Annotated in this window: 20 protein-coding genes; 11 read left to right on the top strand and 9 right to left on the bottom strand. The window is 67.7% G+C overall.

What is annotated here, in order from left to right; genetic code table 11:
* Positions 1–56: 56 nt before the first annotated feature.
* The 3 genes from ACIHA7_RS30880 to ACIHA7_RS30870 all read right to left on the bottom strand — a co-directional run bounded on the left by ACIHA7_RS30880 (position 57) and on the right by ACIHA7_RS30870 (position 3,539).
* A complete protein-coding gene (locus ACIHA7_RS30880; RefSeq protein ID WP_397294411.1) occupies positions 57–713 on the bottom strand; it encodes a hypothetical protein in 657 nt (218 codons plus the stop codon).
* A gap of 168 nt (positions 714–881) precedes the next feature.
* Positions 882–1,979, bottom strand: coding sequence for an adenosine deaminase (locus ACIHA7_RS30875; RefSeq protein WP_397294410.1), 1,098 nt, complete (start codon positions 1,977–1,979; stop codon positions 882–884).
* Positions 1,980–2,249: 270 nt separating this feature from the next.
* The gene (locus tag ACIHA7_RS30870; protein WP_397294408.1) at positions 2,250–3,539 is read right to left on the bottom strand and encodes a thymidine phosphorylase; all 1,290 of its coding nucleotides are present in this window, start codon (positions 3,537–3,539) and stop codon (positions 2,250–2,252) included.
* A gap of 99 nt (positions 3,540–3,638) precedes the next feature.
* On the opposite strand from ACIHA7_RS30870, the gene ACIHA7_RS30865 reads away from it, so the two are divergent.
* Both ACIHA7_RS30865 and ACIHA7_RS30860 read left to right on the top strand, forming a co-directional pair.
* On the top strand, positions 3,639–3,866 hold the full coding sequence (locus ACIHA7_RS30865) for a hypothetical protein (RefSeq protein WP_397294407.1): 228 nt from the start codon (positions 3,639–3,641) through the stop codon (positions 3,864–3,866).
* Positions 3,867–3,873: 7 nt separating this feature from the next.
* On the top strand, positions 3,874–4,143 hold the full coding sequence (locus tag ACIHA7_RS30860; protein ID WP_397294406.1) for a hypothetical protein: 270 nt from the start codon (positions 3,874–3,876) through the stop codon (positions 4,141–4,143).
* Positions 4,144–4,155: 12 nt separating this feature from the next.
* On the opposite strand, the gene ACIHA7_RS30855 is transcribed toward ACIHA7_RS30860, so the two are convergent.
* On the bottom strand, positions 4,156–4,557 hold the full coding sequence (locus ACIHA7_RS30855; protein ID WP_397294405.1) for a cytidine deaminase: 402 nt from the start codon (positions 4,555–4,557) through the stop codon (positions 4,156–4,158).
* Positions 4,558–4,834: 277 nt separating this feature from the next.
* Between ACIHA7_RS30855 and sdhC the strand changes: the two genes are divergently transcribed.
* From sdhC to ACIHA7_RS30830, 5 genes are all read left to right on the top strand, one after another.
* Entirely contained in the window at positions 4,835–5,233 is a 399-nt protein-coding gene (sdhC, locus tag ACIHA7_RS30850; RefSeq protein WP_107654319.1) for a succinate dehydrogenase, cytochrome b556 subunit, read from the top strand.
* A gap of 1 nt (position 5,234) precedes the next feature.
* The gene (locus tag ACIHA7_RS30845) at positions 5,235–5,666 is read left to right on the top strand and encodes a succinate dehydrogenase hydrophobic membrane anchor subunit (RefSeq protein ID WP_107654318.1); all 432 of its coding nucleotides are present in this window, start codon (positions 5,235–5,237) and stop codon (positions 5,664–5,666) included.
* A 108-nt stretch (positions 5,667–5,774) separates the two neighbouring features.
* Entirely contained in the window at positions 5,775–7,526 is a 1,752-nt protein-coding gene (gene sdhA / locus ACIHA7_RS30840; RefSeq protein WP_397294576.1) for a succinate dehydrogenase flavoprotein subunit, read from the top strand.
* Positions 7,526–8,299 carry a succinate dehydrogenase iron-sulfur subunit gene (locus ACIHA7_RS30835; protein WP_397294404.1) on the top strand — a complete coding sequence of 258 codons (774 nt, stop codon included), beginning with the start codon at positions 7,526–7,528 and terminating at the stop codon, positions 8,297–8,299. The genes sdhA and ACIHA7_RS30835 overlap by 1 nt, the downstream gene beginning before the upstream one ends.
* Positions 8,300–8,520: 221 nt before the next feature.
* A complete protein-coding gene (locus tag ACIHA7_RS30830) occupies positions 8,521–10,029 on the top strand; it encodes an alpha/beta hydrolase (RefSeq protein WP_397294403.1) in 1,509 nt (502 codons plus the stop codon).
* Between the two features lie 47 nt (positions 10,030–10,076).
* Here ACIHA7_RS30830 and ACIHA7_RS30825 read toward each other — a convergent pair whose 3' ends face one another.
* A complete protein-coding gene (locus ACIHA7_RS30825) occupies positions 10,077–11,903 on the bottom strand; it encodes a hypothetical protein (RefSeq protein WP_397294402.1) in 1,827 nt (608 codons plus the stop codon).
* 194 nt (positions 11,904–12,097) lie between these two features.
* The gene (locus ACIHA7_RS30820; protein ID WP_397294401.1) at positions 12,098–12,493 is read right to left on the bottom strand and encodes a PPOX class F420-dependent oxidoreductase; all 396 of its coding nucleotides are present in this window, start codon (positions 12,491–12,493) and stop codon (positions 12,098–12,100) included.
* A gap of 89 nt (positions 12,494–12,582) precedes the next feature.
* On the opposite strand from ACIHA7_RS30820, the gene ACIHA7_RS30815 reads away from it, so the two are divergent.
* Positions 12,583–13,770, top strand: coding sequence for a hypothetical protein (locus tag ACIHA7_RS30815; RefSeq protein ID WP_397294400.1), 1,188 nt, complete (start codon positions 12,583–12,585; stop codon positions 13,768–13,770).
* A gap of 98 nt (positions 13,771–13,868) precedes the next feature.
* Here the strand turns inward: ACIHA7_RS30815 and ACIHA7_RS30810 are convergent, their stop codons facing one another.
* Complete coding sequence (locus ACIHA7_RS30810) at positions 13,869–14,675, bottom strand: LLM class flavin-dependent oxidoreductase (RefSeq protein WP_397294399.1); 807 nt, start codon at positions 14,673–14,675, stop codon at positions 13,869–13,871.
* Positions 14,676–14,829: 154 nt separating this feature from the next.
* Between ACIHA7_RS30810 and ACIHA7_RS30805 the strand changes: the two genes are divergently transcribed.
* Positions 14,830–16,482, top strand: coding sequence for an alkaline phosphatase D family protein (locus ACIHA7_RS30805; protein ID WP_397294398.1), 1,653 nt, complete (start codon positions 14,830–14,832; stop codon positions 16,480–16,482).
* Here the strand turns inward: ACIHA7_RS30805 and ACIHA7_RS30800 are convergent.
* Entirely contained in the window at positions 16,448–17,188 is a 741-nt protein-coding gene (locus ACIHA7_RS30800; protein ID WP_397294397.1) for a DUF4386 domain-containing protein, read from the bottom strand. The genes ACIHA7_RS30805 and ACIHA7_RS30800 overlap by 35 nt on opposite strands.
* 98 nt (positions 17,189–17,286) lie before the next feature.
* Between ACIHA7_RS30800 and ACIHA7_RS30795 the strand changes: the two genes are divergently transcribed.
* Positions 17,287–17,976: a TetR/AcrR family transcriptional regulator gene (locus ACIHA7_RS30795; protein ID WP_397294396.1), complete on the top strand. Its 690-nt coding sequence runs from the start codon at positions 17,287–17,289 to the stop codon at positions 17,974–17,976.
* Between the two features lie 19 nt (positions 17,977–17,995).
* On the opposite strand, the gene ACIHA7_RS30790 is transcribed toward ACIHA7_RS30795, so the two are convergent.
* The gene (locus ACIHA7_RS30790; RefSeq protein WP_397294395.1) at positions 17,996–18,694 is read right to left on the bottom strand and encodes a RadC family protein; all 699 of its coding nucleotides are present in this window, start codon (positions 18,692–18,694) and stop codon (positions 17,996–17,998) included.
* Positions 18,695–18,855: 161 nt separating this feature from the next.
* Between ACIHA7_RS30790 and ACIHA7_RS30785 the strand changes: the two genes are divergently transcribed.
* The gene (locus tag ACIHA7_RS30785; RefSeq protein WP_397294394.1) at positions 18,856–20,385 is read left to right on the top strand and encodes an alpha/beta hydrolase; all 1,530 of its coding nucleotides are present in this window, start codon (positions 18,856–18,858) and stop codon (positions 20,383–20,385) included.
* Positions 20,386–20,387 lie beyond the last annotated feature (2 nt).

The following is a 20,387-nucleotide window of genomic DNA, read 5'->3' as shown; positions in this document are numbered from 1 at the left end:
GGGTCAGGCGCGTCGAACTACCGCAGTTGCGCTGGCTACCACAGTTGCGCTGGGTCTCACTTCAGGCGGATCCAGATCTGTTCGGCGCGGCCGAGTAGCCGGTTGTCGGAGCCGTAGACGGCCGTGGAGGAGAAGGCTTTGCGGCCCTGTTCGCCGTGGCTCTCGCCGACGACGACGCACTTCTCGCCGACCTCGGGGAGATCGTGCACAGCGGCGGTCATGGAGCCGAGCAGGGCGGGGCGGTCGAACATGTCGGGCAGTGACCAGCCGCCGGGGCAGTCCATCGCCGCCCACAGGACGGCATGGCCCAGCGGGAGCGAGTCGTCGGGGATCCACGGTGCGGCCACCCGGCCGTCACCGACCGCGCCCGCCTCGATGCGCAGCCCGTCCGTGCGGCCGCTGCCGCAGACGAAGCAGGACGCGAACATCTCGTTGCTCTGGTACGAGCTCGCCGCCTCGGCTGCGATCGCGAACGGCACGGATTGCGGTGTGTCCCGGTCGAATTCGCCAACCCGGGACTCCGCGAGCAAGGTGTCGCCGTCGTACAACTCCCCCGCCCGCACTTCGAGCGGGGTGTCCAGCGGCGGCGGGCTGCGCAGGATCACCGTGACCGCGGCACCCTCGTGCCGCTCGGCCAGCAGCCCGCCCACGTAGCCGCCGTTTCCGGAGCCGGGCGGGCCGTTGAACCGACTGGGGATCCGCAATGTCGCCATGGTCAGCCACGCTAGCGAACCAGCGAACCGGCACCCACTCGCCCCCATCGCGACCAGAACCGGAAACGGTCGCACTGGCCGGCCTGCGGGAAACCGATGGCGGCAGCACCCGAGCGAATACGCCATCAGTTCCCCGCGTACGGGGACGGGATTCGTTGCGCCCCTCGGCTATCCGAGCAGCACCGCGTAACCGGGCTTGATGATGTCGTCGATGATCCGCAGCCGCTCCGGGAACGGGATGAACGCCGACTTCATCGCATTGATGGTGAAGCGCTCCAGATCCGTCCAGCCGTAGCCGAAGGTATCGGCGAGCTTGAGCATTTCCTGGCTCATGGTGGTGTCGCTCATCAAACGGTTGTCGGTGTTCACCGTGACGCGGAAGCGCAACCGGGCCAGCAGGTCGAACGGGTGCTTGTCCAGTGAGGGCACCGCGCCGGTCTGCACGTTCGACGACGGACACAACTCGAGCGGAATACGCATGTCGCGCACGTAATTCGCGACGAGGCCCAGGCGCGCGTCCTCGATCGCACCCGGCACGCTGATGTCGTCTGTGATCCGCACGCCGTGGCCGAGCCGGTCGCAACCGCAGAACGCCAGCGCCTCGTGGATCGACGGCAAACCGAACGCCTCGCCCGCGTGAATCGTGAAGTGCGCACTGTTGGCTCGCATGTATTCGAAGGCATCCAGGTGCCTGCTCGGCGGGTACCCCGCCTCCGCGCCCGCGATGTCGAAGCCGCCGACACCCTGGTCGCGGAAGCGCACGGTGAGCTCGGCGATCTCCCGCGAGCGCGCCGCGTGCCGCATGGCGGTGAGCAGGCAGGTGACCACGATCGGCCGTCCCGCCGCCGCGGCCGCCGCCTCTCCCTCGCGGAAACCGGCCAGGGTGTGTTCGACCACCTCGTCCAGCGTCAGTCCCCGTTCCAAGTGCTGTTCGGGGGCGAATCGCACCTCGGCGTACACCACACCGTCGGCGGACAGGTCCTCCGCGCATTCCCGGGCAACACGGCGTAGGCCCTCCGGCGTCTGCATGACGGCGACGGTGTGCGCGAAGGTCTCCAGGTACAGCTCCAGCGAACCGCTGTCGGCCGCGTCCCGGAACCAGTTGGCAAGTGCTACCTCATCGTTGGCGGGTAGGTCCTCATAACCGCACTCGGCGGCCAGCTCCAGCACCGTGGCAGGCCGTAGACCACCGTCGAGGTGGTCGTGCAGCAGCGCTTTTGGCGCCTGGCGGATCGAGGCAAGGGTCAATGCGGTCGGTCCAGTCATGTAACGACGGTAGCCGCACCGCGCCGGAACGGCACCAGACTGCCGAAGTGGCAACCATCTCGTTGCCCAGCCACCCCGTACCGGACACCCGTTTCGCCCCGTCGACCGCGCTATGCCCTGGTGTGCGGCACAGCACACGCGCCGCTACCCGGGTGAAATCAGTCGCACTGGCTCGCGCTCCACGGGTACGGCCCACGCTCCGGGAGCGATCCGTGATCAGCGGCTACGAGAAGCACCGCACAGCAAGCTACTTCGCATACCGCGGAAAGATCAGGCGTCGATGCGGCCGAGTATCAATGGGGTGGAAGGCTTTTCGGCGGACTCGCCAACGTCGAAAGCATCCTGCAACGCGGCCAGAGCACCGGGGAAAGCCTCCGGGGTATCGGTGTGCAACGTCAGCAAGGGCTGGCCCGCAGTCACCGAATCGCCTGGCTTGACGTGCATTTCGATACCGGCGCCGGCCTGAACCGGATCGCCCTGGCGGGCCCGGCCCGCACCGAGACGCCACGCGGCGACGCCGACACCCATGGCATCGAGGCGGGTCAGTACGCCATCGCGCTCGGCACGCACGACCTCGGTGTGCCGCGCCGTCGGCAGCGGTGCGTCCGGGTCACCGCCCTGGGCGCGGACCATCGCGCGCCACTGGTCCATCGCCCGGCCGTCGGCGAGCACGTCGGCGGGGTCGGTGTCCAGGCCTGCGAGGGCGACCATCTCGCGGGCCAGCGTGATGGTGAGCTCGACGATGTCGGCGGGTCCGCCGCCGGCCAGCACCTCGACCGACTCGGCGACCTCGAGGGCGTTGCCCGCGGTGCGGCCGAGCGGGGTGTCCATCGCGGTCAGCAGCGCCACCGTCCGCACCCCCGCGTCGGTACCCAATTCGACCATGGCCGTGGCCAATTCGCGGGCGCCGCCGAGCGTTTTCAGGAAGGCGCCCGCGCCGACCTTCACATCCAGCACCAGTGCCGCAGTGCCCTCGGCGATCTTCTTGCTCATGATGGAGCTGGCGATCAGCGGGATGGATTCGACCGTGCCGGTGACGTCGCGCAGGGCGTAGAGCCGCTTGTCGGCCGGGGCGAGATCGGCACCCGCCGCGCACACCACCGCACCCACCGCGGGGTCGGCGAGGATCTCGCGCATGCGCGGCACCGAGACGTCGGCCTGCCAACCCTGGATGGCCTCCAGCTTGTCCAGCGTGCCGCCGGTGTGCCCGAGCCCGCGCCCGGACAGCTGCGGAACCGCGGCGCCGCAGGCCGCGACCAGCGGCGCCAGCGGCAGCGTGATCTTGTCCCCCACCCCGCCGGTCGAGTGCTTGTCGACGGTCGGGCGCGGCAGATCGGTGAAGTCCAGCCGACTGCCCGACGCGATCATCGCGCTGGTCCAGCGCGCCGTCTCCCGCCGCGTCATCCCGCGCCACACGATCGCCATCGCCAGCGCCGACATCTGCTCGTCGGCCACCGCCCCCCGAGTGAATCCATCGACCACCCAGTCGATCTGCGCGTCCGACAGCTCACCGCCGTCCCGCTTGGTCGTGATAATCGAAACCGCGTCCAGAGCCGTCACATTCGCCAGTCTGGCATGAGAACGCAACCAAGTCTGGTTCTTGTCGGTGCGGTTCGATAGCCTCACCGCATCAATCTTTCGAGGGGCTAGGGGGCATCAATGACATCCGTACACATCGACCGGCGTGTGGGGAAGCTCGAAGCGCGGGTGGCCGACATCGAGGAAACGCACGGCGACGCACTCTACGAGCTGAAGCGGGAGGTCTCCGAAGTCAAGATCGTCCAAAAACGCAGCTTCGCGCTTCTCTTGGAGCACATCGGCATCCCGTCGAACCGCGTAGCGGAGCTCACCACCGCCACTGCAGCCGAGATCGACGCGGACTGCTGAGCCGACGATGACATCCGTACACATCGAACGCCGCGTGGCGATGCTGGAGACACGGGTTACCGACATCGAGGACACCCACGGCGAGTCGCTCTACAAGCTCACCAGAAGTGCGGCGGGCTGTCGGATCGAGACCGGCAGGCTGATCGACCACGCCAACAGCGTTGGTCGAGCTTTCACCCTGATCATGGAGCGGTTGGGGATTCCCCCGATCCAGTTCCCGCCGCTGGCCGACGCTACCGAGGCCGAGATCGACGCGGCACTCGACGCGGACTGCTGAAGTCGACCCCGGTCACAGCTGACCGGCGTCCAGGTCGTCGGGGCCGAAGGCATGGGGCAGTAAGGCGCTGAGCGGAACGGGTCCGTCCTTGTGGTCGACCAGGAGGTCGGGCCCGCCGTGTTCGTAGAGGAGCTGGCGGCAGCGTCCGCAGGGCATCAGAATTTCGCCGCGGGAATCGGTGACCGAGATGGCGAGCAAGCGGCCACCTCCGCCCGAATGCAAGTTACCCACGAGTACACATTCGGCACACAGGCCCAATCCATATGAGACATTTTCCACATTGCAACCGCTCACAATTCGGCCGTCGGTGCTGAGAGCCGCCGCACCGACCGGAAACCGCGAGTACGGCGCATAGGCGTTGCGCATAACTTGAATCGCGTTGTCGTGCAGGGATTTCCAGTCGATTTGCGACATCGGGAACCTCTTCTGGAGCAAGCCGAACCAGGCCGTGTAAGGCCCTCGCCGGAACCCTTCACGCATCAAGAAAGGTAAACCTAACCCGCCAGACTGTAGCGCAACGCACGGCACGCCGAATTAGTTCCGGCAAACCTAGAGGATTAGAGTCCAGAACAGATCGGTTCAGGTTCCCGGCAGCGGGCCGCAGCGCAGCCACCTGGGCATTTGCGCCCAACGCAGCCGGCCTCGGATCAATGAACCGGGTCCATCAACGACGTTGGAGGCACCGCACTCTATGACCACGATAGAAGCTCCGGCACAGCCGAAGCGGAAGACGCTGTACCGAGGCGACCCTGGCATGTGGTCCTGGGCGCTGCACCGGATCACCGGTGTCACCATCTTCTTCTTCCTCTTCGTGCACGTTTTGGATACCGCGCTGGTCCGGGTCAGCCCGGACACCTACAACCGGGCCATCGAGACCTACAAGAGCCCCATCGTCGCGCTGATGGAAATGGGACTGGTCGTCTGCGTCCTGTTCCACGGTTTCAACGGCGTCCGCGTGATCCTGATCGACTTCTGGGCCAAGGGCCCGAAGTACCAGCGCGTGATGCTCTGGGTCGTTCTCGCGGTGGTGTTCGTGGTGGCCGCGCCCGCGATCGGGCGCATGTTCTTCTACTTGTTCACGGAGCACTGACATGAGCGCACCTGTTCTCGGTAAGTCCTACGACAGGCCGGCCAGTCTCGACTCGCCGCGCTCGCCTCGTGCCCGCGCGAACAACAACTTCGAGAAGTACGCGTGGCTGTTCATGCGCTTCTCCGGCCTGCTGCTGATCATTCTGGTGCTCGGCCATATGTCGATCATGCTGCTGCTCGACGGCGGCGTGAAGCGGCTCAACTTCGGCTTCGTCGCGGGCCGCTGGGCCAGCCCGTTCTGGCAACTGTGGGACCTGTCGATGCTCTGGCTGGCCCAGCTGCACGGCGGCAACGGCCTGCGCACGGTGATCGCGGACTACTCCCGCAAGGACTCGACACGTTTCTGGCTGAACACGCTGCTGGCCATCTCGATGATCCTGATCCTGGCCGTCGGCACCTACGTCATCTTCACCTTCGACCCCAACATCAGTTAGGAACAGGCCACTTCCCATGAGTGAGCGCAGCGAACGAATCATCGACACAGCGTGTTTCACACATGCCGGAACTGAGCGGAGCGAGGTGCAGGCATGAGTGAATCGCGGATTCAGGAGCATCGCTACGACGTCGTGATCGTCGGTGCCGGTGGCGCCGGCATGCGCGCGGCGATCGAGGCAGGGCCCCGGGCGCGCACCGCCGTCCTGACCAAGCTCTACCCGACCCGCAGCCACACCGGCGCGGCGCAGGGTGGCATGTGCGCCGCACTGGCGAATGTCGAAGAAGACAACTGGGAATGGCACACCTTCGACACCGTCAAGGGTGGCGACTACCTGGTCGACCAGGATGCCGCGGAGATCATGGCCAAGGAGGCCATCGACGCGGTGATGGACCTGGAGAAGATGGGTCTGCCGTTCAACCGGACGCCCGAGGGCAAGATCGACCAGCGCCGCTTCGGTGGACACACCCGCGACCACGGCAAGGCGCCGGTGCGCCGCGCGTGTTACGCCGCCGACCGCACCGGCCACATGATCCTGCAGACGCTCTACCAGAACTGCGTCAAGCACGACGTGGAGTTCTTCAACGAGTTCTACGTGCTCGACCTGGTGATGAGCGAGACCGACCGCGGCCAGGTCGCGACCGGCATCGTCGCCTACGAGCTGGCCACCGGCGACATCCACGTCTTCCACGCGAAGTCGATCGTGTTCGCCACCGGCGGCTCGGGCCGGATGTACAAGACCACCTCGAACGCGCACACGCTGACCGGTGACGGCATGGCGATCGTGTTCCGCAAGGGTCTGCCGCTGGAGGACATGGAGTTCCACCAGTTCCACCCGACCGGCCTGGCCGGACTCGGCATCCTCATCTCCGAGGCCGTCCGCGGCGAGGGCGGCATCCTGCGCAACGCCAGCGGCGAGCGGTTCATGGAGCGCTACGCCCCGACCATCAAGGACCTCGCGCCGCGTGACATCGTCGCCCGCTCGATGGTGCTCGAGGTGCTCGAGGGCCGCGGCGCCGGACCGAACAAGGACTACGTCTACATCGACGTGACCCACCTCGGCGCGGACGTGCTCGAGGAGAAACTGCCCGACATCACCGAGTTCGCCCGCACATACCTCGGTGTCGACCCGGTGACCGAGCTGGTCCCGGTCATGCCGACCTGCCACTACGTGATGGGCGGCATCCCCACCAAGATCCGCGGTGAGGTGCTGCGCAACAACACCGACGTGGTGCCCGGCCTCTACGCGGCCGGCGAGTGCGCGTGCGTCTCGGTGCACGGCTCCAACCGCCTCGGCACCAACTCGCTGCTCGACATCAACGTGTTCGGCCGCCGCGCGGGTATCGCCGCCGCCGAGTACGCGCACCGCACCGAGTTCGTGGAGATGCCGGAGAATCCGGCGCGGATGGTGCAGGACTGGCTCGCGCTGATCCTGTCCGACCACGGCAACGAGCGGGTCGCCGACATCCGCACCGAGCTGCAGTACACGATGGACATGAACGCCGCCGTGTTCCGCACCGAGGACACCCTGAAGCAAGCCCTCACCGATATCCACGTGCTCAAGGAGCGCTACAGCCGGATCACGGTGCAGGACAAGGGCAAGCGCTACAACAGCGACCTGCTCGAGGCCGTCGAGCTCGGCTTCCTGCTCGAGCTGGCCGAGGTCACCGTCGTCGGTGCGCTCAACCGTAAGGAATCGCGAGGCGGCCACGCCCGCGAGGACTACCCGGACCGCGACGACGTGAACTTCATGCGGCACACGATGGCCTACAAGGAGAGCCCGGATCTCATCTCGGATATCCGCCTCGACTTCAAGCCGGTGGTGCAGACCCGTTACGAGCCGATGGAGCGTAAGTACTGATGACTGCCGCACTCGAGAAGACACCCCCGGCCAAGCCCGCGCCGGTCCCCGAGGGCTCGGTGATGATCACCGTCAAGGTCGCCCGATTCAATCCGGAGGACGACAAGGGCGCGCACTGGGAGTCGTTCCAGGTGCCGGTCCTGCCGACCGACCGTTTCCTCAACGTGCTCATCTACATCAAGTCCTACCTGGACGGCACGCTCACCTTCCGGCGCTCCTGCGCGCACGGTGTGTGTGGCTCCGACGCGATGCGGATCAACGGCGTCAACCGGCTGGCCTGCAAGGTGCTGATGAAGGACATGCTGCCCAAGGGCGGCAAGTCCATCACCATCTCCGTCGAGCCGATCCGCGGACTGCCCGTGGAGAAGGACCTCGTGGTGAACATGGAGCCGTTCTTCGACGCGTTCCGTGCCGTGAAGCCGTACCTGATGACCTCGGGTAACGAGCCGACCCGCGAGCGCATCCAGAGCCAGGCCGACCGCGCCCGCTTCGACGACACCACCAAGTGCATCCTGTGCGCCTGCTGCACCACCTCCTGCCCCGTGTACTGGAGCGACGGCAGCTACTTCGGCCCTGCCGCGATCGTGAACGCACACCGCTTCATCTTCGACAGCCGCGACGAAGGCGCCCGCGAACGCCTCGACATCCTCAACGACGTCGAAGGTGTCTGGCGCTGCCGCACCACCTTCAACTGCACCGACGCCTGCCCGCGCGGCATCGAGGTCACCAAGGCCATCCAAGAAGTCAAGCGCGCACTCCTGTTCGCCCGCTGACCTTCCCTGGCACTCGAAGGCCGTCCGCATCGAAAGATGCGGACGGCCTTTGCCGTTCGCACGCACTCTGACTGGCGCCTGCCAACACCTGGCACCGGCCTTCATCGATCGTGAGTCCGCACTCATCCAGCGGTCGCCGCGCGACGAATATGTTTCTGGCGTGACTGGTTTCGGTGTCGTGCCTGCGGAATTGCGGAGCGGTCGAGTCGACAGGGGTATGGATGTTCAACTGGCCCAGCGGGAGTAGCCGAGCGGCACGGGCTTCGATTCGGGTTGGTGTCGTCACCGCGCTGCTCTTCGCCGCCGGTGGCGGTGCGGTCCACGCCGCCTCGCATCCGGAGTTGGACCGGTTCTACCAGCAGTCGCCGGCGTGGGGTTCGTGCGACGAGTATGCGGGCGGTGCGGGGTTGAGTGCCGCGGGGATCGAGTGTGCGCGCGTCATCGTGCCCATCGATTACGACAGGCCCGACGGACCTACCGCTCGGATAGCGATCTCGCGACTGCGGGCCAGCGGCGCACGTGTCGCCTCGGTGCTGACCAATCCGGGCGGACCGGGCATTCCAGGACTGGCTTTTCCGCGCCGGCTGGCCGAAAAGTCCGCGTTGGCACAACGGTTCGATGTCATCGGTGTCGACGTGCGCGGACTCGGCGCATCGACCCCGAAGGTCGAGTGCCTGACTCCCAACGAATTTCAGGCACAACGACAAGATCTCGATGTCGACAACTCGCCCATGGGTATCGCACAGACCGAGGGGGAGAACGCCGATTATGTCGCGAAGTGTGTGCAACGCACCGGCCTCGAATTGCTCGGCCACGTCGGAACCAGCGAGGTTGCCCGCGATTTCGATGTCATCCGCGCCGTGCTCGGTGACGAGAAGCTGACCTACTTCGGTGGCTCCTACGGCAGCAAGCTCGGCACAGCCATCGCAGAGATGTTTCCGAACCGGGTGCGCGCAATGGTCCTGGATGCGGCCATGGATCCTGCTGCGGACTTTCTCGATCCGGAATACAGCGTGCGGGGCTTCCAGCGAGCATTCGAGGCCTACGCCGCCGACTGCACCGAACACCCGAACTGCCCGCTCGGCGAGGCCGCGACTGCCGGACTCCGCAACCTGCTCGATCCCCTGATCGAACGCCCTGCCGCAACGGCGGATCCACGGGGGCTCGCCTACCCTGACGCGCTCGACGCGGTGACCACGCTGTTGTACAGCGAACAGACATGGCCGGTGCTCACCAAGGGCCTGGCCGAGTTGGCGCAGGGACGCGGTGACACCTTGCTGACCGTTGCGGACAAGCTGGCCGGCGGTGTCGACACCGATCTGCACAACGCGGTGAAGTGCCTCGATGGCATTCGGCATACCGATCGCGCCGCCACCGCTGCCGCCGACCGCCGAGCCCGCGAAGCCGCGCCGGCCTTCTTCGACGGACCCGGCACCGGTCAGGCACCGTTGGACCTTTGCGCTTTCTGGCCGGTACCGCCTTCCTCACAACCCCATGTGCCGGTGGTACCCGGCTTGCCGAAGACCGTGGTCGTTGCGACGACCGGCGATCCGGCCACTCCCTACGCAGGCGGGCGCAACCTGGCCGAATACCTCGGCGCCACGTTGATCACCAACACCGGTTTCGTGCACGGCGCCGCGTTGCAAGGCAACTCGTGCATCGATGAACCGGTATTGGCGTATCTGATCGATCTGGTCCCGCCCGCGGCCATCACCTGTGGAGGTAGCTGAAGCAGACCCGTCGTCACCGGTTGCCACGACAGCGACATTCGCCGCGCCTAGTTGTCGTAGGAGGCGACGCCTACGGGGCCGGAACCCAGGCAGACGACGAGGTGCTCGGTGCGGGAGGAGATTTGGAGGGACGAGCCGCTGCCTACCAGTCGGACGAAGACGGTGTTGAGTCCTCGGCGGACCGGGACCACGACGGTTCTGCCGTGTTCGAAAGCTACGGCCAGCTGCCCGTCTCGGTCGGCGAGGTAGTTGAGTTGGGCGGTCCATTCGTGCTCGAGCATGGGGCCGTTGAGTGGGACGGGGACTTTCGCACCACCCTCGATGCGGTAGCCGCAGTGCGGGTCCGGGCCGGGGATGATGTGGCGGTTCCACCAGACCTGTGCCTCTACGAGGGCGCCGCTGTCGGTGATCATGCGCAGGTGCGGGGTCGAGTCGGCGAAGGTGCCCGGTGCGGTCAACGGTGCGAGGACCTGACTGGTCAGGTTTTGCGGGTAGGCCAGCGGATTGAGGACGTCCCATGGGACTTCCTGCTCCAGCAGTGGCACTCCATCCCAGTGCTCGAGGGCCGACCGCACGTTCGTGACATAGGTTTTGGCCGGGCTGGGGCGCCAGGATCGGACGAAGGTGTAGGTGGAGCACAGGCTGCTCACGACGAACAGCACCACCAGCGGTAGCGCGAGGCGCGACCCGAAACGCGGGCCACCACGCGGACTTGCCCGCAGTATCAAGGCACCCAGGACTGCCAATGTCACGCCGAGGTCGGCGAAGTAGCGCAGCGACTGCATGAGCTCGGCCGCGGTGTTCGGACCGCCGCGAACCAGCGCGACAGGCAGTTGCATCAGCAGCACATAGGCTGCGGCGAGCAACCAGATCGGCCATACCCGGCGGCGCGCCCGAATCGACAGTGCCACCAGCGAAATCAGCACCACCCACGCCACCGTCACCGCCCCACTCGGCGGATCGGCCCACGGCGCGGCAGGCAACCAACGCTCCCAGCGCCACGGTCCGCCGACCAATGCGGGCACCACGCCGAGCGAGGTCGTGCTGGGCAGCCAGTCGCGCATGCCCTGCGGGTTGCTGTGCACCCCGGAGACACCGACCACCGCCAGATACCCCGCCAGCCAGCAGAGCAACACCACGCCCGATCCCACCCACAACCGCAGACCGCGCCGAAGCACGACGCGAACGGCGGACTCTCGCCCCTCCACATAGTGGGCAAGCACCGCGACCGCGAACGCGACGAAAGGCACGATCACCGACTTCTCGAAGAACAACAACGCCACCGCGAGCACGGCGATCCCGGACCAGGCGTATCGGCGCCGCCCGCTGCGCACCAGGAGCAGCGCGTCCCCGATGACCCAGGCGAGCGCGAATTGCAGTGGCAGCGCGTTCAACGCCGCCGCCCACCAGGCGAACGCCGGCAATGTCACCGGTGCGAACAGCGAGAACGTGAGCGGGGCGAGCAGCACCCACCGGGCGCCGAGCAGCACCCACAACGCGCGGAGCACCGCCAACGACACCGCGAGTTGCCACACCAGCAGTGAAATCACCGGCCCGGCCCAGACGAAGGGTGCCGCCTTGGTCACCACCCACGCGGTGACGAAGGCGAGCGGCATGAAATGCCCGTCGTGGTCGTGTAGCAGCAGGTCCGCGGAGAGCAGCGGGTATCGGCCCGCCCGGCCGACCAGGATCAGATCGTCCCAGTAGAAGTAGCCGCTGCCCGCCACCCAACCGCGCAGCGCGAGTTGCAGCAGGATCAAACATCCCGCCGCGACCAGAACGGGTGGCACGCGTCCGAACCGGCGCCGAACCGGTGGCACCGCCGAACGCTCGATGGACACAACCTTCGGCGGCGCGATCACGGCGGTGTCCATGCCGACTCACCCTAGGCCCCGCGGCGATCAAGCACCTGCAGGCGCAGGACGCGACTTCGGCACAGGGCAATGGCGTGTCGACCATCCAGCGCGATCACATCACCGCTCGGTTCATGGCGGCCTGTTCCGGCGGTGACTCAAGGCATTGATGGATCTGTTCGCCCCGACGTCACCCGGCTACGGCTGCGCCGATGTCAGGCCGCGTATCCGGTCGCCTTCTCGACCTCGACGCGAACCGCGACCCTGACCTGCCCCGGCGCGGGCTCGTCGTGGTCTTTGCCGTCGTACTTCCACGACAGCCGGTGGCCGACCCTGAGATCGTCGTCATGGGTGATGGTGGCCCGGCCGCGCAGCTCGACGTAGTTCTCGCCGTCGGCGAAGTCGAGCACGGTGACGCTGACGCGCGGGTCGCGCAGCATGTTCCGGTGCTTGAGCCTGCCCTCCAGGGTGGAGAACAGCAGGTCGTCACCGTCGCGCAGCACCCACATCGCGGAGGTCTGCGGGCTGCCGTCGGCGTTGAGCGTGGCCAGTACCGCGTAGTTCTTGCCGTCGAGCAGGGCGATGGTGGCTTCGCTGAGCGTGATTCCCATGCGGTGGACAGTAACGGCGCGCCGAACAACCGGCCCGGCGTTTTCTTGTGATAGCAATCTGCCATCAATCACGGAAGGTTGCCGGTAGGTTGATCTTGAACGTGCTCGCCGGACACATCGTCGGCCACGCCACGACGCGTCGTGCGCAGGCCCGGGAGGAAGGCGCTCAACCCATGTACGTGCTCCGAACGGCCATCGCCACCACCATGCTGACCTGCCCCGCGCTCGTCGCGGCGGCGGCAACGGCGTCGGCCCCGACCAGTGCCGAGCCGCACCAGTATTCGGTCGCGGTATACGCAAGCTCGGCGGTTGTCACGACACACGCCCTGGGCCCCTGTCGCACAGTTCTCAACTCCGTGCTGTTCCCGGGGCTCGGCGACACCGCGGGCACCCGCCGCATGGTGCTCAACTCCGTGCGATTTCCGGGGCTCGGCGACACCGCAGGCACCCGCCGCACGGTGCTCAACTCCGTGCTGTTCCCGGGACTCGTCGACACCGCAGGCCCGCTCGGTACCGCAGGCGCGGCCTTCGGCCTCGGACTTGCCGCGATGATCGGCACCGGCAGTGCGGCCCTGGGGACCGGCAGTGTCGCCGCCGCACCATGGGCCTCCTTCCTGGGAACCGGCAGCGCGGCCGCCGGCACCGGCAGCGCGGCACTCGCTCCCCTCGGGGTGGTCCTCGGCACGGGCGCGGCACTGCTCGGCACCGGCAGCGCCGCGGCAGGCGCCTCCGGCAGCGTCGCCAGCGGCGGGCTCGGCACCCCGCTGGCCGTGCTCGGCGCGGGCAGCGCGGCCGCGGGCACCGGCAGCGCGAGCCTGGCGGGCGCGGGTGCGGCCGCCGCACCGTTCGCCGCGATGGCGGGCACCGGCAGTGCCATGCTCGGCACCGGTAGCGTCGCGGCCGTCCCGTTCGGCGTCGCACTGGGTGCGGGTGTCGCCGCCGGAATCGCCACCGGCAGTGCCGCAATGGCATCGCTCAGTGCAGCGTCTCCGGTCGCGGGCGAAGACAGCAACCAGAACGCGGCAAGCGCTGGTAATGCGAGCGCCGCAAGTCCGGCCGATAAGGCGGGTGTCTCGAGTCCCGCCGAGAAGACGAGTACCTCCCGCCCCGGCGACAAGTCAGGCACCTCGAACTCTGGTGAGCAGGCAAGCATTCCGATTCCCGCCGATAAGTCGAGCACTTCCCGCCCGGCCGGCAAGGACGGTATCTCCGCGGGGGGCGAATCAACGGAGTCCGGATATCGCCCGCTGAAGCTGGGGCCATCGACCCCGAAGTAGCCGCGAACCTACAGCACCGCGCGAACCTACAGCGGCGCACAAACTTCCAGCGCCGCAAGAACCTCCAGCGCCGCGCGAACCTCCAGCGCCGCACGAACTCACAGCGCCGCGCGAACCTTCGCGGCGAACTCATAATCCCGTTGCCATTCGGGTCCGGTCGGCACAAGAATCGCTCGCCCTACGCCCCGCGCCGCGAAGGCGGACAGCTGGGCGGCCGCCGCGTCGACATCGGAGGGCAACCCTGGAACCACGGCAGCAACCGAGAGCGGCGCTCGATCGCGCTGTGCGGCGAGCTCCTGCAGTTCGGCAATGTCGTTGGTCAATTGCGCCAGATCCGATTGGATGGTGATCCATCCGTCGGCGTAAGCGGCTGCCCTGCGCCGCGCACGAACGCTGTTGCCCGCCACCAGAACCGGCGGCAGCGCCGAACCTGGCGCGAGGGTCACTTCCAGCCCATCGGCCAACACGGTCGGCTGTCCGGTCACGAGCCCGGGCAGCACCCGCAACGCCTCGTCGGTGCGCGGGCCGCGGTCGGCGTAGGAGACGCCCGCCGCGCGCCACCCGATGTCGCCGTGCGCCGGGTTCCCGGTGCCGACACCGACCACGAGCCGGTTGCCGGACAGCTGTTGCAGGGTGCTGATCTGCTTGGCGGCCCAGGCGACCGGACGCAGCGCAAGCAGCATGACGTTGAAGCCGATACCGATGCGCTCGGTGACCGCCGCGGCGGTGGCCAGCGTGACGGTGCTGTCCAGCATCGGCGCGCTCGCCACCAGATGATCGGTGGACCAGATCGAATCGAGGCCGAGCTCTTCGGCGAGACGGGCACTCGCCCGCACATCACCCAGGATCGGTTGCGCGGGATCGGGGGTGGAGGTGGGCAGGATTACCCCGATTTCGATGGTCATCTTTCGTCCAATCACTCGCTATCGGCTGATGTCTGCAACGCTACGGACCGACAGTGAGCGTCCCAATGGCCTGTCGGCTCACGGTCATGTCGCAAACGCTCATCGAATCCGCCGGTGTCGATCGGCGACCCCGCCCGCCGATATACCCTGACGTATGGGTCTGTCGCGACGGCAACTGTTGAGATTCGGGGGTGCCGGGTCGGCTGCGGTGCTGGTGGGCGCCGCGGCGGCCAGTAGCGGGCAGTTCCGGGCGCCGCGCTGGTCCGACGATCCGTTCGGTCTCGGTGTCGCGTCGGGGGAACCGACGTCCGACGGGGTGGTGTTGTGGACGCGGCTCGCACCGGATCCGTTCGCGCCGGATGGACTGGGCGGCATGCCGTTACGGCCGGTGACCGTGGAGTACGAAGTCGCGCACGACGAGAACTTCCGGCAGGTGGTGACGCGCGGGACCGCGGTCGCGACGCGCGAATTGGCGCACAGCGTGCATCCGGAGGTCGGCGGGCTGGCGCCGGATCGCTGGTATTTCTATCGGTTTCGGGCCGGGTCGGTGCTCTCGCCGGTCGGGCGAACCCGCACCGCGCCGCCGCCGGGGCGGCCCACCGCACGGATGCGGTTCGCGTTCGCCTCGTGCCAATCCTGGAGTTCCGGCTACTACACCGCCTACCAGCACATGAGCGCCGAAGACCTGGATCTGGTTGTGCACCTCGGTGATTACATCTACGAGCGTGGCTGGAATCGCGGCCGGGTGGGGATGTCAGCGGAACCACATCTGCAGGCCGAAGCCGTCGACCTGGCCGGCTATCGCCTGCGGTACGCCCAGGCCAAAGCCGACGAGCCGCTGCGAGCCGCGCACGCCGCCTTTCCCTGGCTGGTCACCATGGACGATCACGAGGTGGACAACAACTGGGCGGGTGCGGCACCGGGGCTCGGCTTCGACATCTCGCGGATCCCCGCGGTGTTCCGCCGGCGCAAAGCCGCTGCCTTCCAAGCCATGTACGAACACCAACCGCTGCGCATCGCCCAGCTGCCCGCCGGGCCGAGCATGCATCTGCACCGCCGCTACGGCTTCGGTGATCTGGCCCAGATCACCATGCTCGACACCCGCCAATACCGCGACAAGCAGGCCTGCGGCGACGGCAACACGGTCATCGACTGCGCCGACCGGTTCGCCGCCGACCGCACCATATTGGGTGCACGGCAACGCGATTGGCTGATCAACGGCTTCACCGACTCGCCGGCCCGCTGGCAGATCATCGGAAACCAGGTATCGATGGGCCAGTCCGACCAGGATGCCGGCCCGGTCACCGCCGTCGGCACCGACTCCTGGGACGGATACGTCGCCGACCGCAACGCCGTACTCGGGGCCGCCGCCGAGCGCAACGTGGCCAACCTCGTCGTGATCACCGGCGACCGCCACCAGAACCACGCGGCCGATCTACGCCGCGACTTCGCCGACCCCGAATCTCCCGTCGTGGCATCGGAATTCATCGGAACGTCGATCTCCAGCGGCGGCGACGGCGCCGACATGACCGAATCGGGCCGCAACCTCCTCGCCGCCAACCCGGACCTCAAATTCTTCAATTCCCAACGCGGCTACGTCCGCGTCGAATTGGACCACAGTCTGTGGCGCAACGACTTCCGAGTGGTCCCCTACATTCGCCGCCCCGGTGCCCCGATCCACACCCGCGCCAGTTTTGTGGTGCAAGACGGAGTTCCGGGCGTCACACAGGCCTCGGAATCGAACAGCTCGTCTCAGCAACCCGACCCAGGTGTCACAGCGAGCCCGCCGGACCACGCCCCGCGATAACCGCGGCATTCAGCTGCTCGCATACCACTGGCGGGGCGTCGTCCACAGACCGCCCGAACCCCTTGCCGATCAGGTACACCGCCAGGCTGACCTCCCACGCGAAGACCGGCAGCGCGGCGATGGTCCCCCAGGTGGAGAGCTGATCGTAGCGTCCGAACAGCACGGCGGTCGCCGAGGCACAGATGAGTGGGCCGCCGATCAGGCCGAGGACGGCGATACGCCGTGGCACCAGCCGGGAGCGGTACATCAGGGCGGCCAGCAGCAGACTGTTCACGCCGAGGATGAAGTTCGGGCCGAGCAAGAAGGTCCAATCATGGATGGCGACAAGGGCTTTGCTCACGGCGATCAGCGACGGATCGTCGATTCCCGTCCTACCCCTGCGCAATGTCACGACCGACAGCACACTCACGATGCCCACCGCGATGACGGCGCCCTCGAGCAGCCGAGCGCAGAGATAGCCGAGCGCCAGGCTCTTGCCGTGCCGCTCCAGCACCGGATACAGCGTGGTCGCGGTGCCGATGACGGCCGCGACGAGCACGAGCTCGAGCAGTCCACCCAGCAGTACCCGACCGTCGGAGCCCGCGCCGACAATATATTTCATCTCGGTCAGCACCGGCTGATACAGCAGCAGGCCCGCCACTGCGGCGACCTCGGTGATCAGGAAGAGCACACCCGCCACCACCGCCGTCGTCCTCGTCGAGTTCATCGGGACTCCTCTACTTCACCTTGAAGTGTACGACGTACACCTCATCTGCCGAGAACACTAGGGTGTACGCTGTACACCCGTCAAGAGGAGAGCGCTGAATGGCCAACCGGGACACCGCCGTACCCCGCACCCCGCTGAACAGAGAGCGCGTGCTGCGCGCCGCCGTCGCACTCGCCGACGCGGCGGGCATCGACACCCTGAGCATGCGCAACCTCGCCCAGGAACTCGGCGTCGTACCGATGGCGCTGTACAAGCACGTCGCGAACAAGGACGAGTTGCTCGACGGCATGGTCGACCTGCTCGTCGCGGAGATCGGCCCGCCCGAGGCAGGGCTCGACTGGAAGCCTGCGGTACGGCAGCGAATCCTGGTGGCGCGGCGCACTCTTCGGCGGCACGCGTGGGCGTCCCGGGTGATCGAATCCCGCCCTGCACCGACCCCCGCCGTATTGGCGTATCTGGATTCGATGATCGGGATGTTCCGAGCGGGCGGCTTGTCCGTCGACCTGACCCATCACGTGATGCACGCGCTCGGCAGCCGAGCGTTCGGCTTCACCCGAGAGCTGTTCGACACCGCACCCGGCCCGAGCCCACAGACGCAAGCCGCCGCCCCGCCCGACATGTCGTCCAGATACCCGCACATCGCCGAGATCGCGGCGCGGGCCGCCCACGACGACCAGTCGGTGGTCGGCCAGGGATGTGACGATCAGTTCGAGTTCGAATTCGCCCTCGACCTGCTACTGGATGGTTTCGAGCGGCTGTGGCGGCAGGGCTGGAGTTCTACCGGGTGATGCCGCCGCGCTGCGGCGATCAGCCCGTATTTCCTGGACGGTGCCCGAGGGCGAGGGTCGGCGCGCTGGCCCACGCTTCGCCCGCGATCACCACGTGATCGAGGAAGCGGAGTCCGACGGTACGGGCCGCTTCGGTGAGCAACGTGGTGGCGCGGCGGTCGTCGAGGCTGGGGGTCGGGTCACCGGAGGGGTGGTTGTGCACGACGGCGAAGGCGCGGCCGTCGTTGCGCAGCACGGTGTTCAGGATTTCGCGGACCGGGACCGCCACCTGGTCGACGGCGCCCTCGGCGACGAATACCTTCTGCCGCAACTGATTCTGGGCGTCACACACCAGAACGAGGAGTCGCTCGACGCGGGCACCGGTGAACAGGGGGCGAGCCGCCGCGGCGACATCCGCCGTGTCGCCGAGCCGAGGCACGGTGTCGGTGCCGCTGCGGGCGCGGGAGCCGAGGTGGAACGCGGCGATGACGGCCGCGGCCTTCGCCACCCCGACGCCGGCCCGGCGGGACAACTCTTCGGGCCGGGCCGCCGCCAACCCGGCCAGCCCGCCGTGTTCGACGAGTAGCTCCACCGCGAGGTCGAGCGCGCTGGCGCCGCGCCTGCCGTGCCGTAACAGCAAGGCCAGCAACTCGACATCGCTGAGCGAGTGCGGGCCGAGGGCGAGCAGGCGCTCGCGTGGCCGTTGCTCGACGGGTACATCGAGGAGAGAGACCGGCATCGTTCCACCCCTTGGTCACGGCGACAGTGTCACGGAGTGTGCCAGGCCCTACCGACATGTCGGCCACGGACGCGGGGTCGCCCGAGTTGTCCGATCCTGCCGATTGCGCATCGGCGTCCGTCGGGCAGACTGAGTGCGTCGACCGAGTACAGGGGCAATGAATGTTCAAACCGCGCAAAGGAACCGCGGCATCGACGCGCGTCACGCCACTGCCCGTGGTGATCGCCGCGCTCGCACTGCTGGCGACGGCCTGCACCGCCGACCAGGACCCCGTCGCACCGCCCGCCCCCACTCTCGATCGGTACTACCAGCAAACCCTGGCGTGGGGTTCGTGCGAGGGGTATCAGGGCGGCGCCGAGCTCGGCGCGGCAGGCATCGAGTGCGCGCGGGTTACGGTGCCGATCGACTACGGCAGACCGGACGGCGAGACCGCGCGGATCGCGATCTCCCGGCTACGCGCCACCGGCACCAAGGTCGCGTCGCTGGTGACCAACCCGGGCGGGCCCGGCGCGCCTGGGTTGGGTCTGCCACTGGCACTGTCGAAGTCGCCGGTGGCCGAACGTTTCGACGTGATCGGGATGGATGTGCGCGGGCTCGGCGCCTCCACACCGCACGTCACCTGCCGTTCGGACGCCGAATTCCGGACGGCGCAGCGGGTTCTCGGCCGGACCGACCCACTCGCGGAGATCGACCAGATCGAAGAGGAGAACGAGGAGTACGCCAACTCGTGCGCGCGGCGGACCGGGCTGACGCTGCTCGGGCACGTCGGCACCGGTGACGTCGCCCGCGATCTGGACGTCGTACGGGCCGCGCTCGGCGAGCAGAAGCTGACCTACTTCGGCGGGTCCTACGGCACTCGCCTCGGTTCGACCTACGCCGAGCTGTTTCCGGATCGGGTGCGCGCGATGGTGCTCGACGCGCCGGTCGATCCCACCACGAACATCGGCGACCCGGTGATCACCGCCGCCGGGTTCCAGCAGGCGTTCGACGCCTACGCCGCCGACTGCGCCAAGGCGCCGGACTGCCCGCTCGGCACCGACCCGAAGAAGGCGAACGAGGTCTATCGCAGCCTGGTCAACCCGCTGATCCAGCGCCCGATCGTCACCGCCGATCGCCGTGGGCTCGACTACGGCGCCGTCGTCACCGCGACCATCGCCTCGCTGTATCACCCCACGTCCTGGCCGAGCCTCACGCAGGGATTGGCCGAGCTCGCCAAGGGTCGCGGCGACGCGCTGCTCGGCGACGCGGGCGCCTACGAACAAGCCTCCTCCGACGACGTGCACCGGGCGGTGCTCTGCCTGGAGGAGGTCCGGGTGACCGACCGGGCCGTCGCGGCCGATATCGATCGCCGCTCGCGGGCCGCCGCTCCGGCGTTCGACGATGGTCTGCCCACCGACACGGCTCCCCTGGACGCCTGCGCGTTCTGGCCGGTCCCGCCGACCACCCAACCGCACGTGCCCAACGCGCCCGGCCTGCCGAAGCTCGTGGTGGTCGCCGCGACGGGCGATCCGGCGACCCCGTACGCCGGTGGTGTCACGCTCGCCAAAACCCTTGGCGCGGCGCTGATCACCTACGAGGGCACCCAGCACGGCGCCGCGTTCGAGGGCATCGCCTGCGTCGACGAGCCGGTACTGAAGTATCTGATCGACCTGACACCGCCGGCCGACGGTCTGCGCTGCTCGGCCTCGTGAGC

It is taken from the genome of Nocardia sp. NPDC052316, from assembly GCF_044547795.1.
Classification (GTDB): domain Bacteria; phylum Actinomycetota; class Actinomycetes; order Mycobacteriales; family Mycobacteriaceae; genus Nocardia.
Note: the sequence above shows the minus strand (reverse complement) of the source record. Positions and strands in the feature narration are given on the sequence as shown.

Coding starts and splice junctions, on each gene's coding strand:
- ACIHA7_RS30880 (WP_397294411.1), bottom strand. CDS start 713: ATGGCGACATTGCGGATCCCCAGTCGGTTCAACGGCCCGCCCGGCTCC.
- ACIHA7_RS30875 (WP_397294410.1), bottom strand. CDS start 1,979: ATGACTGGACCGACCGCATTGACCCTTGCCTCGATCCGCCAGGCGCCA.
- ACIHA7_RS30865 (WP_397294407.1), top strand. CDS start 3,639: ATGACATCCGTACACATCGACCGGCGTGTGGGGAAGCTCGAAGCGCGG.
- ACIHA7_RS30860 (WP_397294406.1), top strand. CDS start 3,874: ATGACATCCGTACACATCGAACGCCGCGTGGCGATGCTGGAGACACGG.
- ACIHA7_RS30855 (WP_397294405.1), bottom strand. CDS start 4,557: ATGTCGCAAATCGACTGGAAATCCCTGCACGACAACGCGATTCAAGTT.
- sdhC (WP_107654319.1), top strand. CDS start 4,835: ATGACCACGATAGAAGCTCCGGCACAGCCGAAGCGGAAGACGCTGTAC.
- ACIHA7_RS30845 (WP_107654318.1), top strand. CDS start 5,235: ATGAGCGCACCTGTTCTCGGTAAGTCCTACGACAGGCCGGCCAGTCTC.
- ACIHA7_RS30835 (WP_397294404.1), top strand. CDS start 7,526: ATGACTGCCGCACTCGAGAAGACACCCCCGGCCAAGCCCGCGCCGGTC.
- ACIHA7_RS30830 (WP_397294403.1), top strand. CDS start 8,521: ATGTTCAACTGGCCCAGCGGGAGTAGCCGAGCGGCACGGGCTTCGATT.
- ACIHA7_RS30825 (WP_397294402.1), bottom strand. CDS start 11,903: ATGGACACCGCCGTGATCGCGCCGCCGAAGGTTGTGTCCATCGAGCGT.
- ACIHA7_RS30820 (WP_397294401.1), bottom strand. CDS start 12,493: ATGGGAATCACGCTCAGCGAAGCCACCATCGCCCTGCTCGACGGCAAG.
- ACIHA7_RS30810 (WP_397294399.1), bottom strand. CDS start 14,675: ATGACCATCGAAATCGGGGTAATCCTGCCCACCTCCACCCCCGATCCC.
- ACIHA7_RS30805 (WP_397294398.1), top strand. CDS start 14,830: ATGGGTCTGTCGCGACGGCAACTGTTGAGATTCGGGGGTGCCGGGTCG.
- ACIHA7_RS30800 (WP_397294397.1), bottom strand. CDS start 17,188: ATGAACTCGACGAGGACGACGGCGGTGGTGGCGGGTGTGCTCTTCCTG.
- ACIHA7_RS30795 (WP_397294396.1), top strand. CDS start 17,287: ATGGCCAACCGGGACACCGCCGTACCCCGCACCCCGCTGAACAGAGAG.
- ACIHA7_RS30790 (WP_397294395.1), bottom strand. CDS start 18,694: ATGCCGGTCTCTCTCCTCGATGTACCCGTCGAGCAACGGCCACGCGAG.
- ACIHA7_RS30785 (WP_397294394.1), top strand. CDS start 18,856: ATGTTCAAACCGCGCAAAGGAACCGCGGCATCGACGCGCGTCACGCCA.